This is a genomic window from Cryobacterium sp. PH31-O1 (assembly GCF_030063455.1).
Lineage (GTDB): Bacteria > Actinomycetota > Actinomycetes > Actinomycetales > Microbacteriaceae > Cryobacterium.
On record NZ_JASITB010000003.1, the window covers coordinates 200257 to 216327 of the forward strand.

15 protein-coding genes are annotated in these 16071 nt (G+C 65.7%); 3 read left to right on the forward strand and 12 right to left on the reverse strand.

Annotation, left to right across the window (positions count from 1 at the left end; genetic code table 11):
• Nucleotides 1–43: 43 nt before the first annotated feature.
• From QMK31_RS08145 to QMK31_RS08165, 5 genes are all read right to left on the reverse strand, one after another.
• Complete coding sequence (locus QMK31_RS08145) at nucleotides 44–1519, reverse strand: tyrosine-protein kinase domain-containing protein (RefSeq protein WP_283500451.1); 1476 nt, start codon at nucleotides 1517–1519, stop codon at nucleotides 44–46.
• Nucleotides 1520–1624: 105 nt separating this feature from the next.
• On the reverse strand, nucleotides 1625–2542 hold the full coding sequence (locus QMK31_RS08150; protein ID WP_283500452.1) for an alpha/beta hydrolase: 918 nt from the start codon (nucleotides 2540–2542) through the stop codon (nucleotides 1625–1627).
• Nucleotides 2539–3594: an acyltransferase family protein gene (locus QMK31_RS08155; RefSeq protein WP_283500453.1), complete on the reverse strand. Its 1056-nt coding sequence runs from the start codon at nucleotides 3592–3594 to the stop codon at nucleotides 2539–2541. Before QMK31_RS08155 ends, QMK31_RS08150 begins: the two co-directional genes overlap by 4 nt.
• A 50-nt stretch (nucleotides 3595–3644) precedes the next feature.
• Nucleotides 3645–4646, reverse strand: a complete 1002-nt coding sequence (locus QMK31_RS08160) for an LCP family protein (protein WP_283500454.1) — start codon at nucleotides 4644–4646, stop codon at nucleotides 3645–3647.
• Nucleotides 4647–4915: 269 nt separating this feature from the next.
• A complete protein-coding gene (locus QMK31_RS08165) occupies nucleotides 4916–5683 on the reverse strand; it encodes an HAD-IIB family hydrolase (protein ID WP_283500455.1) in 768 nt (255 codons plus the stop codon).
• Between the two features lie 42 nt (nucleotides 5684–5725).
• Between QMK31_RS08165 and QMK31_RS08170 the strand changes: the two genes are divergently transcribed.
• A complete protein-coding gene (locus tag QMK31_RS08170) occupies nucleotides 5726–6364 on the forward strand; it encodes a flavin reductase family protein (RefSeq protein ID WP_283500456.1) in 639 nt (212 codons plus the stop codon).
• Between the two features lie 73 nt (nucleotides 6365–6437).
• On the opposite strand, the gene QMK31_RS08175 is transcribed toward QMK31_RS08170, so the two are convergent.
• From QMK31_RS08175 to QMK31_RS08185, 3 genes are all read right to left on the reverse strand, one after another.
• A complete protein-coding gene (locus tag QMK31_RS08175; protein ID WP_283500457.1) occupies nucleotides 6438–8672 on the reverse strand; it encodes an acyltransferase family protein in 2235 nt (744 codons plus the stop codon).
• 67 nt (nucleotides 8673–8739) lie between these two features.
• Entirely contained in the window at nucleotides 8740–9123 is a 384-nt protein-coding gene (locus QMK31_RS08180) for a hypothetical protein (protein ID WP_349361549.1), read from the reverse strand.
• 148 nt (nucleotides 9124–9271) lie between these two features.
• The gene (locus tag QMK31_RS08185) at nucleotides 9272–9505 is read right to left on the reverse strand and encodes a hypothetical protein (protein ID WP_283500458.1); all 234 of its coding nucleotides are present in this window, start codon (nucleotides 9503–9505) and stop codon (nucleotides 9272–9274) included.
• 67 nt (nucleotides 9506–9572) lie between these two features.
• Here QMK31_RS08185 and QMK31_RS08190 point away from each other — a divergent pair, with 67 nt between their 5' ends.
• The gene (locus tag QMK31_RS08190; protein ID WP_283500459.1) at nucleotides 9573–10358 is read left to right on the forward strand and encodes a DeoR/GlpR family DNA-binding transcription regulator; all 786 of its coding nucleotides are present in this window, start codon (nucleotides 9573–9575) and stop codon (nucleotides 10356–10358) included.
• Nucleotides 10355–11563 carry an N-acetylglucosamine-6-phosphate deacetylase gene (locus tag QMK31_RS08195; protein ID WP_283500460.1) on the forward strand — a complete coding sequence of 403 codons (1209 nt, stop codon included), beginning with the start codon at nucleotides 10355–10357 and terminating at the stop codon, nucleotides 11561–11563. Before QMK31_RS08190 ends, QMK31_RS08195 begins: the two co-directional genes overlap by 4 nt.
• 171 nt (nucleotides 11564–11734) lie before the next feature.
• Here the strand turns inward: QMK31_RS08195 and QMK31_RS08200 are convergent, their stop codons facing one another.
• From QMK31_RS08200 to QMK31_RS08215, 4 genes are all read right to left on the reverse strand, one after another.
• Nucleotides 11735–12520, reverse strand: a complete 786-nt coding sequence (locus QMK31_RS08200; protein WP_283500461.1) for a glucosamine-6-phosphate deaminase — start codon at nucleotides 12518–12520, stop codon at nucleotides 11735–11737.
• A gap of 54 nt (nucleotides 12521–12574) precedes the next feature.
• Nucleotides 12575–13630: a YeiH family protein gene (locus QMK31_RS08205; protein ID WP_283500462.1), complete on the reverse strand. Its 1056-nt coding sequence runs from the start codon at nucleotides 13628–13630 to the stop codon at nucleotides 12575–12577.
• Between the two features lie 144 nt (nucleotides 13631–13774).
• Nucleotides 13775–15085 (reverse strand): UDP-glucose dehydrogenase family protein, encoded by a 1311-nt coding sequence (locus QMK31_RS08210; RefSeq protein WP_283500463.1) that lies wholly within the window; start codon nucleotides 15083–15085, stop codon nucleotides 13775–13777.
• A 92-nt stretch (nucleotides 15086–15177) separates the two neighbouring features.
• A complete protein-coding gene (locus QMK31_RS08215; RefSeq protein ID WP_283500464.1) occupies nucleotides 15178–16065 on the reverse strand; it encodes an aminotransferase class IV in 888 nt (295 codons plus the stop codon).
• Nucleotides 16066–16071: the final 6 nt, after the last annotated feature.

Below are 16071 nucleotides of genomic sequence, written 5' to 3' on the forward strand. Positions count from 1 at the left end.
TAGAACTGATTCGAACGTGCGCCAAACGGATGGAACGGGGCAGCTACCAGGTGACGCGCTGTTGGGTATCGCTCGGAGCCGACTCGCGTTCTGGCGGGGTGGAACGGCTCGCGTCGCTCGGCCCAGCGTTAACGGATCGGGGGGTACGGGGCGCCGGTCGGGTCGCAGCCGCGAACCCGCCGTCACGCACGAGCGCGTCGGGGCCGCGAGTGGGAACCATGGCGAGAACGACGCCGAGGGGGGTCGTTCCGACCGCCTCGAGAGCGTCGAAGGCGGCGAGCAGTTCGGGTTCGCGCACCCTATTCGCGCCGACGACCAGGATGGTTCCGCCGGTCCACCGGCTGAGCACAGCGGCGTCGGTCACCGCGAGCACCGACGGGGCGTCGATGAGCACGTAGTCGTAGCTGCTGCTGAGCACGTCGAGCACGGTGCCCATGGCGGTCGATCCGAGCAGTTCGCTCGGGTTAGTGGGGATCTTGCCCGACGACAGCACGGTGAGAGGATGCTGCGTTCCCCACGATTGCAGGGATTCCTTGAGCTGCACGTCGCCGAGGAGCACCTCGGTCAGGCCGCGATCGGCGTCGAGGCCGAGATAGTCGGCGAGCCGGGGCGTGCGCAGGTCGGCATCGATCACGGCGACCGTCGCACCGCTCTCGGCCAGCACGATAGCGAGATTCACGAGGGTGGTGGTCTTGCCCTCCCCCGACACCGAGGAGGTCACCACGAGGCTGCGGCGGCTGGTATCGGCGTCGGCGAACTCCAGGTTGGTGCGCAGCACCCGGAACGCCTCTGCGCGGGCGGTGCTCTCTCCGTCGGGCGCGATGATCGGCGTCGCGCGGGCTTCGAGCGGAATGCCGCCGAGCACCGGCACGAGGATGAGTCGCTCGATGTCGTCGCGGTTGTAGATGCGACGGTCGAGCAGGCCGAGGATGAGCGCGGTCACTACGCCGACCAGCAAGCCAACGAGCAGACCGACGGCGAGGTTGAGGTAGAGCTGGGGCAGTGCCGGGTTGTCGGGGGCGACGGCTGGATCGAGCACCCCGACCGTGACCGGGCTCGCACCACCGTCGGCCGGCGTTTCCAGCTGGTTGATAACGACGTCGGTGAAGCTCTCCGACACGGCCTGCGCGAGTTGCTGGGCGGCATCCGCTGTGGAGGCCAGGGCAGCGATCTCGATGACGGCCGAGCCGGGCTCGGTCGTGGCCGTGACGCGCTGGGCCAGGTCGACCGCGCTCTCGTCAAGGTTCAGGCCCGAAATCACCGGGTCGAGCACGCGAGGGCTCGTGGCGACGTCGAGGTAGTAGGGCAGCTTCTGCACAACGAAGTTGTTGCCCTGCACGAGGTCACCTGGTGTGGACCCGTTCTGAATCTGCGCGGCCACGAATACCCGGGTAGAGGATTCATACTGCACCGGGGTCAGCAGTGCGGCTGCCGCTCCACCGACCAGCCCGAGCATGACGAATGCAACGATGAGAATCCATCGCTTTCGCAGAATTCGAACCAGTCGTTTCAATTCCATACGTGCTTCTCCCCGCATGATCGACGCGTCGTGCTTCGGGTGCACGACGACAGAAACCTATGTTGGCATAAAAATCCTCACTTTTGGACCGTCAGTATTGAGGATTTAATCAGTTCGGGTTGAGGAGTTGACCAGATTGTCAATCAAAAACTGACGAATGCTCGCCCGCGTAGCCTCGTCGAGAAGCTCCAAAGCGTGTCGTTCACCGGGTTTCACGTCGAGGGTGACGGGTACACCGACCGCCTTGAGAGCGAGCGCCATGGCCTGCCCTTGTTGAACGGGAACGAGTTCTTTTTTCGATATGGCGATGTAAAACGGCGGGTCGGTCGGGTCGACGGAGTACAACGGCGATGCGTCACGAGCATTCGGGCACGCTCGAAAATCGTCGCAGCCGAGATATTGCAGAATTGAGGCGATCGCCATTTTCGACGGATCGCCCAGCAGCAGTCCCGTCTCGGTAAGGTCGACCGCCGGCGACATCGCCACGACGGCGGCGACCCTGTCACCGCCGGTGAGGCTGCCGCTGCCATTGGTTCCGATCGAGGAAGCGATGATTGCGCCGGCCGAGCTGCCGAACACCCCGATGCGTTCGGGGTCGATACCGAACTCAGCGACCTGGGCCGGGTCGCGCAACCATTCGAGCGCATCGGTGACGTCATTCACCTGCGCCGGATAGGCGAATTTTGGCGCCAGGCGATAGTCCACCGAGAAGGCGGCAATGCCGCCATCGGCCAGCTCGGAGCAGAGCGCGGTCATGCCGCCGAAGTCCTTGCTGCCGCTGTCGAAGCCGCCGCCGTGAATGAGGATCATCGCCGCGGTGGGTTTGTTCCTACCCTTGGGCAGGCAAGCATTCAGCAGCAGCTTCTGACCACGAGCGGTGCCGTATTGCAGGTCAGTCTGCAGCGCGACGGAGTCGCTGTGCGTATTCGCGACGGACGCGGTGGGCGTGGCTGCGCATGCGCTCAACAGCAAACCGATGGCAAGCAGCCCACCAAATGCCGTGATCAGGGTTGTTTTTTTCACAGGAGATCTCCGTTCAAATGAGCCCGACTCGAGACCACTTTGGTCTGGCGTTTGCGGAACGGGCTGACCCAGAGGAACGAGAACCGGCGCAGGAGCTTGGCGAGATAGAGCGAGGCGACGAGCACGATGGTGGCGAGGAGAAAGGGTAGGACGTTGCCGGCCCGGGCGAGCCAGGGTGATTCGGCGAACGGAGCGAGCAGCGCGAGGCCGCTGGCCACGAGAAACAGGTGCAACAGGTAGATCTGAAAGCTGTATTGGCCCAGTGTGTTGAAGAAGTTCAGCCACTTCACCCGCACCAACAGGGTAGCCAGGGCCACGCCCATCGCGACGGCAACGGCGCTTTCGAGCAGAATCAACCCGGGAACGCGCGAGAGGTGCAGGAGCACGAGCAGCGCGGCGAGGCCAACGTAAGCCACGACGAGCACAGCGGCGTGCCAGACGCGCACCCGGGCGGCCAGTCGGTAGGTGGCATGGGGAAAATAGACGGCGATGATGAAGAAGATGAAGTTGGCGACGACGCGGTCCCAGCCAACGTTGTCAAGATCGAGTACACCCGGCGTCGTCGACAGGATCGCCATAACGCCGGCGAGACCAATCTGCACTGTAATCGGGAGTTTACGTAGCAGCCAGGCGAGCAGGGTGAACATGGCCAGAGCCCAGATGAACCAGTAGCTGCTGGTGGGCCAGACCGGGAGGAGAACGATATTGAGCAGGTCGGTCGGCGAACGCTCGGTGCCGCGCAGGTGCGGAACGATGAGATAGAACACGACCCGAATGACCGACCAGAGCAGGTAGAGGTAGACGAGCGTGAGCAGGCGGCGGCGCCAGAGATCCGTCAACGTCCAGGTGAGCATACGCCGCGCGGTGAGCCCGGCGATGAAGAAGAACACCGGCATGGGAAAGTAGCTGAGGACGAGGCGCAGCCGCGGGGTGCTTCCGGCTAAGCCGAGGTCGTTGAGGAACAACGACGAGTGGTAGAGCACGACCAGAATGATCGCCGCGCCCTTGGCGAAGTTGATCCACTCGCGGTTCTCGGCCCGTATCTCTTTCACAAGCGAAATGTACACGAGAAAAACTCAAGATGGTATCTCGGGCCGGCTTTCTAGGGGGCGTAGTCCGCGAGCGTGTCGGTCTGGAAAGCCTGCTGCAAAGGGGCGAGCTCGCCGGTGGCGACCTTCACGATGGACTGCCCGTTGGCGGACGTTCCGGTGCCGTTCGTTGGCAGGGTGAAGAAAGTGAGGTCGCTCCCGTGCAGGTCACGCAGTTGCAGTTCGAGGCCGGTGAGGTAGGCAAAGTCGAGTCCCTCATCCACGGCGAGCCACGGGGTGACCTGCTCGATCAGCCTGGTCAGGGTGGCCGGATTGGTCACCGTGCGGGAACTCATGACGGTGCTCAGCATCGCCTTGAAGAAGCGCTGCTGGTTGCGCACCCTGGTGAAGTCGCCGTCGGCGAAGGCGTAACGCTCCCGCGCGTAGGCGAGCGCCTCGGCTCCGGTTACGACCTGCTTGCCGGCGGTGAAGGTATGCCCCGTGAGCTTGGACGATGCGAAGGCGACCGGGTTGTCAATTTCGACGCCACCGAGGGCATCCGTTATGGCTTGAAAGCCCTCGAAGTCGACCACGGCGACATGGTCGATGCGGGTCTTGATCAGGCTTTCCACGGTTTGCACGGCGAGCGGCACCCCACCCCACGAGAGGGCGGCGTTAATCTTGGCCTGACCGTGGCCTGGAATCTCCAGCCAGCTGTCGCGCAGGATCGACATGACCCAGACGCCCTCACGGTTTGCCGGAATGTGCACGACCATGATCACGTCGGAGCGCTGGCCGGTCAGGTCATTGATCGACGTGTTGTGCGCCCCGCGGCTGTCGGAGCCGAGCACGAGAATATTCTGGGCCTCGGCACCCTCGCCGACGCTGGCTGGCGGGCGCACATCGGCCGCCGGGAATACCGTGCTGATGGTCGCGATCTGGTCGTCGAAGGAACGGCTCAGCTTGTAGGTGCCGACCCCGCCGGCTCCGGCACCGAGAAGGACGAGGGACAACATGATGGCAATGACGTTGCGCCAGCCCCTGGAACGGCGCTGGTGTCGAATAGCGTACGGCACGGTGCTGCCTCCTGCTACCGCCTTCGGGAGCGGTGTGCATACCGTAGGCCCGTCTCCCGTTCAGCGGAATGGGGTAGCTCGCATCGGCCCCGGACTGGGGGTAAAAGCACTACTGGGCGGTTTGCCGCCCACCTCCGCAGACGCCCTCGCGCTTGACGGCTGCGATAGCTCGCCGGTTCAAGAACCTAGCCGGATTTATGGGGATTCAACTTCTTCCGTGGCGAATTTGCAGGAGTTGTGGGCAGAAGAAGTGGGCAGCGGCAGGGCGGTCAGACGGTGACGTAGCGGGGGATCAGGTCTTCTAGCAAAAGTGCCGTTTCGGGCCAGCCCGCGACGGCGATGCACTCGACGCCGAGCACCTTGACCGGGTAGTCGTTGCCGTTCTCGTCGAGGCGATCGCCGACGAACAGCATGTCTTCGAGGTCGACACCGGTCAGGGCAGCCAGGCGCTTCATGCCGTAGGCCTTGTCAATGCCCTGCCGGGTGATGTCAACGGATGTCGACCCGCCGGAACGCACCTCGAGATCGGGCAGCAGGGCCTGCACGGCCTCGCGCAGAGAATTCTTCTTTTCGCCCGTGGGATCCCAGGTGATCTTGGCGGAGACCGGGGCGGCCTGGCCGAGCGCGGAGAAGGTGATCTGTGAGCCGCGGTCTTCGAGGATCGGACCCCAGGTGTCATTTTCCCAGTAGCCGAGGCTGCGAGCGGTCTGCTCCACGGCAGCGAGGGCCCGTGCCTTCTGGTCGTCGCTGAGGTTTTCGGCGTAGACCTGGCTCCAGCCCTGGGCCTCGGCGCGGTAATACTGGGTGCCGCAGGTGGGCATGAGATGCAGGCGGCCGAGGTTTTCCGGGCTGATTTCCGGCAGGTTGTCGATGATCTGCGTCTGGAACTGACCGAACTGGCCACCGGAAATGATGCATACCTCCGTGACGCCGAGCAACTGCACGATCAGATCGATCATGGTCGGGTCGAGTGCGGATTTGGACGGCGCGAGCGTATCGTCCAGGTCGAAGGCCACCAGGTGGGGAAGAGTAGGCATCCGCCCACTCTATCGGCGCTGGTGAGTTGTTAGCCTGAGCGGGTGCGTACTGACTTTGATCCCCGAGAGCTTCCCCGCCGCGATTTCTACCGGCTGCTGAATTCGCTCGTCGTGCCGCGGCCGATTGCGTGGGTGTCGAGCCGGTCGGCGGCGGGTGTCGACAACCTGGCGCCGCATTCGTTCTTCACCGTGGCATCCGTTTCGCCGGCCATCGTGCAGTTCACGTCGGTGGGCGTAAAAGACACCGTGCGCAATATCCTGGCGACCGGGGATTTCGTGGTGAACTTCACATCGGAAGCGCTGTTCGAGGAGGTCAACGCCACCGGAACCGACTTCGAGCCCGACGAGAGTGAGTTCGACCGCGCGGGACTCACCAGGGAACCGAGCCTGACCGTGGCCGCGATGCGGGTCGCCGAGTCCCCCGCGGCGATCGAGTGCCGCCTGCACTCGACCCTGTCGATGGGTGACTGCACGCTGGTCTTTGGCGAGGTGACGCACGTGGCGGTGTCGTCTGCCGTACTGGACGGGGCGCATCCGCTCATTAATAAGCTGCGCCCGCTGTCACGGTTGGGCCTCGACCAGTGGGGAACCGTCGGCGAGGTCAAGGAAATCCAGCGCATTCGGGCGAGCGACTGGCCGCGCGAGTTTCGGCCGCGCGAGTTTCGGCCGCGCGAGCACTAAAGCGCGCTGCCCGCGGGCAGTGAATAAACCGAGCCGCGCGCTGCGGATCAGTACAGCGGATGCGGCGACGCGCCTAGGCGGCCGGCGGGAACAGAGCCTCGGCGAGGAGCGGGCCGAGCTGGGTGCTCGCCTCACGCACGAAGTGCTGGCCGTCGAAGAACACCGGGGTGTTGTCGATGACGGCAGGGCAGCTGCTGTCTACGCAGAGCCACGGCACGACGTTCACATAGTGGGCGAAGGCGCCGGCCGACGTAAGCGCGGCCTGCTCCGCCGCGACGACCTTCTGGTAGAGGCTCGACGGGCTGTAGGTGCAGTCTGCCGGGGAGCTCGTGAGTGTTTTGCACTCCGCGAACGGCGTGCTGGCCGGCGGCGGTGAGAGCACCGCCACGTGGTCGGTCGACGCCTGCAGCGCGGCGACCGTGTCGGCGGTCGCACTCTGCCACTCGGTGAGGGCTGCGGCTCCTTCGTTGCCGCTGGCGAGGCGCACGATGGATCCGGCCAGGCTCGACATGATCACGAGGTCGGGCGAGATCCTGGCGACCTCCGCGTATACCCAGGCGTGGTGCTCGTCGCAGGTGGCGGCCGAGGCGTCGGAGGCGTTCTTGGGGGCGACCGAAATGTTAATGGCCGGGCAGGAGAACATGGTGAGCGATGCCACGTTGTAGCCGAGCGGTTCGAGGGCCGCGCGAATGGCGGGCATGTAGCTGATCGCCATGGAGTCGCCGAGCAGTACCGCGGTCTTAGTTGCCGCCGGGTCTCCGTAGCGGCAGTCGGCCGCGTTCTTCGTACTGACCGAAAGGCAATTATCGTCGACCCATTCCGGGGCACCGGAGTTGTCGCCGAGCGCGTCGAATGCCGGGGTGGTCTCTGGCCACGCCGTCGCGGCCAGGGCGGCGGAGATGGCGGCCTGGCGGGTGGCCAGCAGCGTGGCGGGTTCGGCGGGCGTTTCGATCCCCGGATTGGCGCCCGCACCGAGAGGGGCCGCGTCGACAGCGACCGCGTCCGCGGACGGTCCCGACGACGCGCCGCCCTTCAGCGCCACGAAGGAGATCGACACGATGACGAGGGTCACGACGACGAGGGCGCCGATCCAGCCCTTTGCCGCGGTGAGGCCAAAGCGGTGCTGGGCGGCGGGGCGGCGCATCCGTTCTCGCTGGCGGGTCTGCGAATTTTCGAGCCAGAGTGAGTGGCGAATGGGGTCCTCGACGAAGTGGAAGGAGAACACCGAGAGGGCAAGCATGAGCACGACAGCGAGCGGCAGGTAGAACGGCGAGTCGGTGGCGAAGACGGTGGCGAGCAGAATGACCACCGGAAAGTGCCAGAGATAGAGGGAGTAGGAGATCTTGCCGATGTAGCGGCTCACCGGATTGGTCAGGGGAAAGAGCATTCGCTGCTCGGGCTGGCCGATGCCGGCGGCAATGACGAGGGCGCTTCCGGCGACGGGGAGCAGGCCCCAGGGCGCGGGGAACGGCGAGTCACGGCTGATCAGCACGAGACTGGCGACGATGAGGGCGAGGCCGAGCCAGGCGAGTACGGGGCGCAGGCGCGCCGGCAGCTTGGCGATGCCGGGTGCTGCGGCGGCGAGGAGCGCGCCGATACCGAGTTCCCAGGCACGGGCGCCGGTTGAGAAGTAGGCGATGGCGGGGGTCGTCGAGGTCTCGAAGAAGCTCCAGGCCAGGAACGCGACGGTGATGACGCCGGTCGTGACGGCGACCGTCGTCACCAGGGCGCGGGCGCTCAGCGTGCGGCGGCCGGCGAGGGCGAAGATGACGATGAGCAGGAACGGCCAGACGAAGTAGAACTGTTCCTCGACCGCGAGCGACCAGTAGTGCTGCAGGGGGGAAACGGCGTTGGTGGCCGCCAGGTAGTCGGTTCCAACGAAGGCGAAGTGCCAGTTGGCCACGAACAGGGCCGAGTAGACCCCGTCCCAGAGGGTGCTGAGGGCCCGGGCGCCCGGTAGCAGCAGGTAGCCGATCGCGACGGTGACGACGAGCACGAGCAAGGACACCGGCAGGATGCGCCGGATGCGCCGGCGGTAGAAGTCCACGAGGGAGATGCGACCGGTGCGGGCGTGTTCCTTAAGCAGGAGGCTCGTGATGAGAAAGCCGGAGATGACGAAGAAGATGTCGACGCCGATGAATCCGCCCGACGGCCAGCCGAGCAGGTGATCGAGAATGACGACGATCACGGCGAGCGCGCGCAGACCTTCGATGTCACCTCTGAAGGTGCGGGTGGCTGACTTGCCCCTGGTGGGGTCGGTGCGGTCGGGGGCGCGCTCGCGGCGTTCCAAAATGGACTGAACGGACATGTATAGCCTCCGACTCGGGTTTCGGAACTGGTACCTGTTCGGCCCGACGTTCGGGCACGTCCTGCGATTATGACCTAATCTCAGCTATCGTGGCAAACCCGGCGGACTTGGTTACCTGACCGTCACAACCCCACCCGTGCGGGCCGACTCCTGGGCAGCGAGCACAGGAGGACTGTCCGCCCACGTACTGGGCGAACGGATCAATGTCAGCGATGCCGCCTGTGCCAACGACCTGCAGGGTCAGCCCACCCCAGGTCGGTGCATTGTCGGGTTGACTCCAGGAGCAATCAATTGTGGCCACGAAGCCACCGAGGTAGCTGATGGTCACCAGCGCCCCAGGGAACCAAGCCCGATCACCGACTGGGATCTGCCCATTATTGGTACCGGTCGCCGCGAGCAGCTCGCCCAGGCCACCGGCCAATTCCTTTCTCGCGTCGCGGTGATTATTCATGTACGTCGTTTACATAAATACGATTAGCTCTACCCCAAGCGCGCTGATGCGCCGTTGTCAACAATCCTGCCCAACCTCCCATCGTCCGACAGAGGCGTCCGATGCGCGAGTAAGGTGATTGATTAGACCAGCTTCCAATCATTACCAATCATTTTTGGACCCACATGCCCGTCGCGTCACCGCTGGGACCGGGAGCCCCGTGCTCGCTTTCGACATCGGCGGCGCTGACATTAAAGCCGCGCTTGTCGATGGCGCCGGTCGCCTGCTCGGGCTTCGCCGAGTGGCGATCCTCGTCTCCGGCGACACCGGGGCGGATGCCGTGCTCGGCCAGGTGCAGCAGCTCGCCGCTGGCCTCACCGGCATCCGCTACTGTTGCCGGCACTTCTCGGTGAGAACGCCGGGCTGCTCGGCGCCGCCCTGCAGGCGCGCACACTCGTCAAGGAGACCGCATGAACCGCGCCACCAGGCTCACCGCCGTGCTCGACCTGCTCGCGAACTCCGGTCAGGTGGAGGTTGATGACATCGTCACCACGCTCGGCGTCTCGGCTGCTACCGCGCGCCGCGACCTCGACACCCTCGCCGAACAGCAGCTGCTCACCCGCACCCGTGGCGGCGCGATTGGGCAATCCGTGGCGTATGACCTGCCGGCGCGCTACAAACATGACCGGTATGCTTCGCAAAAACTGCAGATTGCCCAGGCGGCGAGCGCCCTCGTTACTCGCGGTGACGTCGTGGGACTCTGTGGCGGCACGACCAGTACGGCGATTGCCGGCGTGCTCAGTTCGCGGGCAGATATCGCCGAAGCCAGTCCGCACGCCAACCTCACGATCGTCACCAATGCCATAAATATTGCCGCGCAACTCGCCATGCGACCGCAGATCAAGACCGTCGTCACCGGTGGTGTTGTGCATGCCCGCTCGTACGAACTCGTCGGGGCCTACGCCGAATCGGTACTGACGCAGGTGCGCCTTGATCTGGCGTTCATTGGGGTGAACGGGATCGATGCAGCGGTCGGAGCCACGGTGAACGACGAGCGCGAGGCCGCGGTCAATAGCCTCATGGCCGGGCGCGCTGCCCGGGCGGTACTCGTGGCCGATTCGAGCAAAATCGCAGTCGTCGCTTTTGCTGCGCTCGGCTCACTCGACCGGTTCAGCGCACTCATCACCGACGCCGGCATTTCCGCCGAGCAATTGGCGGCCTTTACCGATGCGGGCCTCGAAGTGATTGTCGCATGAGTGACGCCGCAGCACAGCGCGGGCCCGTCGTCATCCACTCGGCTCGGCTCGCGTCGGAAGCAACCGTAACGCCCGATGCCTGGGTGGCGTTTACCGGGGACACGGTGTCAGCGGTCGGCATCGGCACGAGCTGGCGTTCGTGCAACGCGACCTCGGTCGTAGATGCCCGGGGTCGCTGGCTCACGCCGGGGTTCATTGACATTCACTGCCACGGAGCAGGCGGGGCCGCCTTCGATGACGGTACAGCGGCCATTGCGACCGCCCTGGCCGTGCACCGGGCGCACGGCACGACCCGGTCGGTGCTCTCGCTCGTGACGGCGAGCCTGGCCGATCTTGAATCCCGGCTCGATGTCATCGCCGCGGCGGCTGCGCGTGACCCGCTTATTCTCGGCGCACATCTGGAGGGCCCCTTTCTCGACCAGGGTTTTCGTGGAGCTCATGATCCGGCCCTGTTGCGGGCAGCGGATGCCGCCGCCATCGATCGCCTGCTGCTCGCTTCTCGCGGTTACCTGCGCCAGGTCACCCTGGCACCGGAGCTACCGGGAGCAATGGCGGCCATTGCCCGCTTTGTCGACGCCGGCGTGGTCGTGGCGGTCGGGCACAGTGCCGCCGACTACGCCAGTGCTTCGGCCGCCTTCGATGCGGGGGCGTCGGTGCTCACGCACGCCTTCAACGCTATGCCGGGCATCCATCACCGAGCGCCGGGGCCGGTTATGGCGGCCGTGCGCGCGAACCACGTCACGCTGGAGATCATCAATGACGGGGTACACGTGCACCCCGAGATTGTGCGCCTGGCCTTCACCGAAGCGCCAGAGCGCGTCGCGCTCGTTACCGATGCCATGGCCGCGACCGGGTTGGGCGACGGGGAGTACCGGCTCGGAACGCTTCGGGTCACGGTGACCGATGGGGTTGCGCGACTGACGGCGGGCGCCCGTGACGGCGCGGGTGCGGGCGGCGGCGCGGCATCCGCTCTCGGCGCGATCGCCGGGTCAACACTCACGCTCGACGCGGCCCTGTTTCGAGCCGTGATCGAGGTGGGGCTCCCCGTGGCCGTTGCCGTTACGGCCCTCACCGAGACCCCGGCCCGCGCCATCGGCCGGGTCAATGACCTGGGGCGCCTCGCCCCCGGATTCGCGGCCGACGCGGTGCTTTTGAGCGACGATTTCACCGTCGAGGCGGTGTTCGCGGCCGGGAAGCGGCTCTGAGGCCGCCGCCCGCTACGCGCTCGCATAGCTAAACTCGGAGGTATTCGCGACGCGCCGCCGTAACGCGCTGGTCCACGCGGCGTGGCGCAATTTTCTCCGAGTCTACGTACCCGAGTCGGGCCAACTGGCAACTAAGCAGCGCATCGAACGCGGAAGACCGAGCTCATTCGCCTAGATCCCCTGCCAGGCCGGCTTATTGGCCCAGCTATAGCGGTAAAAGTCCAGATTGGCCAGTTCGGCGGCGGCCTCCTCGTCGAGTACGACCGTGACGTGCTCGTGCAGCTGGATCGCCGACCCGGGCTGGCTCGCCGTTACCGGGCCCTCCACGGCCGCAGCGATTGCGCTGGCTTTTTCGGCGCCAAAAGCGAGTAGCACGAGGTGACGAGCCCGCCGGATCGTGCCGAGCCCCTGGGTGATGCAGTGCCGTGGCACCTCCTCGGGCGTGGCAAAAAAGCGCGCGTTATCGGCGCGCGACGCGGGTGCCAGGGTTTTCACCCGGGTGAGTGAGGCGAAGCTTGAACCGGGCTCATTGAAACCAAGATGTCCGGTGCGCCCAATACCAAGAAGCTGAAGGTCGACGCCGCCTGCGGCCTCAATGGAGCGCTCATAGTCGGCGCCAGCGCCCTGCAGCGTCTCTGCAGCCCCATTTGGCACGTGAATCCGGTTCGGCGTCAGTCCGAGCGGTTGAATAACTTCGCGGCTGATGACTTCTCGGTAACTCTCAAAGTGTCCCCGCGCCAGTCCCACGTACTCGTCGAGGGCGAATCCACGCACCCCGGACACGTCCAGCGGGTTCCGGCGAAAAGACTCGGCCAGGGCCGCATAGACCGGTAGCGGCGTTGAGCCCGTGGCCAGTCCCAAAACCGTGTCGGCTTTTGCTTCGATCAACCGACGAACGGATGCTGCCACCAGTTCCCCCGCAGACCGCTTGCTGTCGACAATAACGATTTCAGCCATGTGCGCGCTCCTCATTTGACTCTTAATGATTGATTTTAGCAGAATCAATCATTTTCAATCATTTATTGCCGAGTTGCGCACTACGCTGCTTTCTCGACTCAAGCCCTCTGAGCCGCTCAGGGCCACGGCACCCAGTGCGAGCGACGCGATCAGAACCCAGGACAGCAGGCCGACTGCGAGCGGTCGGCCGCCCGTGCGCATCAGCGTGCCAAGATTGACGGCTGTGCCGAGAGCGAAGAGGGCCATCGCGAGCAGCGCCGTTTGAACCAGATCCGCTAACTCCAGTACCCCGGGCGGCAGTGCAACCAGGCTGCGCACGAGTACGGCAACGATGAAACCGGCCACGAAGACGGGGATCACCGGCGGCCGGGGCGAGACGGGCGCTGCGGCATCCGTTCTCTCGAGGCCAGCGAGTCGGCGTCGCTCAACAACCGACGCGACGGCCACGATCGGTGCGAGCATGAGTACGCGGGTGAGTTTGACGACGAGGGCCACGGCGAGCGCGGCCGACCCGGCGATTTGCGCGGTCGCGACGACCTGGCCGACGTCATGCACGCCGGCGCCGACCCAATGCCCGAATTGCACCGCGCTCAGGCCGAGCGGATGCCACAGCGCGGGCAACACGGCGATCGCGAGGGTTCCGCACAGGGTCACCAGGGCGATCGGCGTTGCGGTCTCTTCATCCCTCGCCTTGACGACGCCGCTCATGGCGCCGATCGCCGAGGCACCGCAGATACTGAATCCGGTGGCTATGAGCAGGGGCTGATGCCCGGGCAGGCCGAACCAGCGGCCGAGGCCGAGGGTGCCGGCAAAGGTGAGCAGCACGATCGCGACTGTGGTCGCGATGGTCACCCAGCCGAGCGCCGCAATGTCGACGAGGCTGAGTTTGAGACCGAGCAGCACGATTCCGAGCTGCATGAACGATTTGGCGGCAACGGACAGGCCGGGCGCGAGTATACCGGCGAGCATTGGGCCGGCGGCCGGGATCTGGCCGACGACGATTCCGAGCACGACGGCCACCGTGAGCAGGGGGATGGCCGGTACAGCGAGGTGCACGCCCCAGGCCGCGGTGGCGGCGAGGGCCGCGACCAGCATTCCCCGAAGCAACATTGGTATGAGTCTAGATGGGCGCCGCTCCTCCGTGCCCGCACGCCAGACCGCCCGGGCCCATGGTGTGGCCCCGGGCCCAGTTTCTAAACTGGGCCCGGGGACGGGGCCCGGGCCCCGTCCCCAGTGCGGGAGCGGGAGGACAGGCTAGGGGCGGCCGAGACCGTGATAGGTCCAGCCGGCGGCACGCCAGAGCGCGGGGTCGAGGGCGTTACGGCCGTCGATCACGGTTTTGGTTTTCACCAGCGAGCCGGCCCACACCGGGTCGAGGTGCCGAAACTCGGGCCACTCGGTGACGAGCACGACGGCATCCGCTCCCCGCAGGGTGTCTTCGAGCGACGAAGAATACTTCAGCTGCGGATGCCGCGCCCGCGAGTTCTCGATGGCCTGCGGGTCGGTCGCCACCACTTCGGCACCGAGCCCGCGCAACTGCACGGCCACGTCGAGCGCCGGCGAGTCGCGCACATCGTCGGAGTGCGGCTTGAAGCTGAGGCCCAGCACCGCAACCTTCGCGTTGTAGACGAATTTGCCGAGCGCCCCGACCGTGAGGTCGACCACGCGCTGGCGGCGACGCAGGTTGATCTTGTCGATCTCCTTGAGAAAGGCCACGGATTCGCCGCGTCCCAACTCTTCGGCCCGGGCGGTGAAGGCGCGGATGTCTTTCGGCAGGCACCCACCGCCGAAACCGACGCCGGCGCCGAGGAAGCGGCGGCCGATGCGGCCGTCGTAGCCGATGGCATCCGCCAGCTGGGTGACGTCGGCGCCGGTGACCTCGGCGATCTCAGCCATGGCGTTAATGAAGCTGATTTTGGTGGCGAGAAACGCGTTCGCAGCGACCTTGACGAGCTCCGCGGTGGCGTAGTCGGTGATGACCAGGGGGGTATCGGCGGCGAGCGCCGTGGCATAGATCTCGTTGAGCAGCTCGGTGGCGTGCTCGCCGGAAGAACCCGGTGCGACCCCGTAGACGAGGCGGTCGGGGCTGATGGTGTCTTGCACGGCGAATCCCTCGCGCAGAAACTCCGGGTTCCAGGCCAGGGAGGCCCCGCTGCCAGCTTCGATGAGGCCGGCGAGTCGCGCGGCGGTTCCCACCGGCACCGTGCTCTTGCCGACGACGAGGTCACCGTCGGCGAGATGCGGGATGAGCGATTCGATCGACGCGTCGACGTAGCGCAGGTCGGCACTGTAACTGCCGGGCTTCTGCGGCGTGCCGACGGCGATGAAGTGCACTTGCGAGCCGGCGGCATCCGCTATGTCGGTGCTGAAACGCAGGCGACCACTGCTCATAGCCGAGGTCAGAACCTCGGGAAGTCCGGGTTCAAAGAAGGGGGGCTTGCCGAGGGCAAGTTGGGCGATCTTGCCGGCGTCGACGTCGATCCCGACGACGTCGTGCCCCAGTTCGGCCATGGCCGATGCGTGCACGGCACCCAGGTAGCCGCATCCAATGACAGAAATTCTCATTTATTCCTCTCGGTCAACCCAGAGCATACTGGGCGCGGCAGTTGGGCCCAATTCGAGCAGGTTACCCAGCGGATGCGGCCACCCGCCCGCGCCTACGCGGTGCGGGCCAGCAAGTACGCATTCAGGGCATCGGTCAGCGACTGATCGGTCGGAAACGGATGGCCGTCGAGGGCGACCACGGACACGGCCAGGCGCACGCTGGAGACGAGCCAGGCCGCATCCGCTTGGCAAAGTTCGTCGACGGTGACGTCGCGGTAGTCGACCCCTTCGCCCTGAGCGCGCAGGTAGTCGAACATGCTCTGCTGCGTGGTGCCGTGCAAAATCGCGCCGCTCGGTGCGGGGGTCACGTACTCCCCCGCAATGCGCAGCACGACGCTCGAGGTTGGTCCCTCCATGACGAAGCCGTCGGTCGTGAGAAAGATGGTGTCATCGGCATCCCGGCGGTGGGCCTCGCGAATGGCCGCCATGTTCACGGCGTAACTCAGCGTTTTGGCGCCCATCAGCAGCCAGGGCGCCTTCTCGGCGACGCCCCGCGGGTAGCCGCGGTCGAGGGTGATCACGCGCACGCCGTTCGCGCGCACCGCGGTGAAGTCCGCCGCCGCTGCCGCGTGCAGCCAGGCGGTGGGCGCCGGGCCGTGCTCGACGCCACGACTGAGCACGAATTTCAGGGCGATCTCCCCCCGCTGCGGAATGCGCGACACGGCATAGGCAATCGCGGCCCGCCACTGCTCGGCGTTCGGCACCGGTAATTCGCAGATGCGCGCGGAGTTGCGCAGCCGGCTGATGTGCGGCTCAACCTCCTGGGGGTGGCCGTTGACGACGGCGAGGGTTTCAAAGATTCCGTCACCGCGCTGGGTACTCAGCTCACCGACGCGCAGGGCGGGCGCCGAGGAATCCATCTCGTGGAACGTTTCGGCGAAGTCGTGCTGCAGCGATTCGGCGGACACGGGATCGATCAGCAGCGTGAAGGGCACTCTCATGCCCCG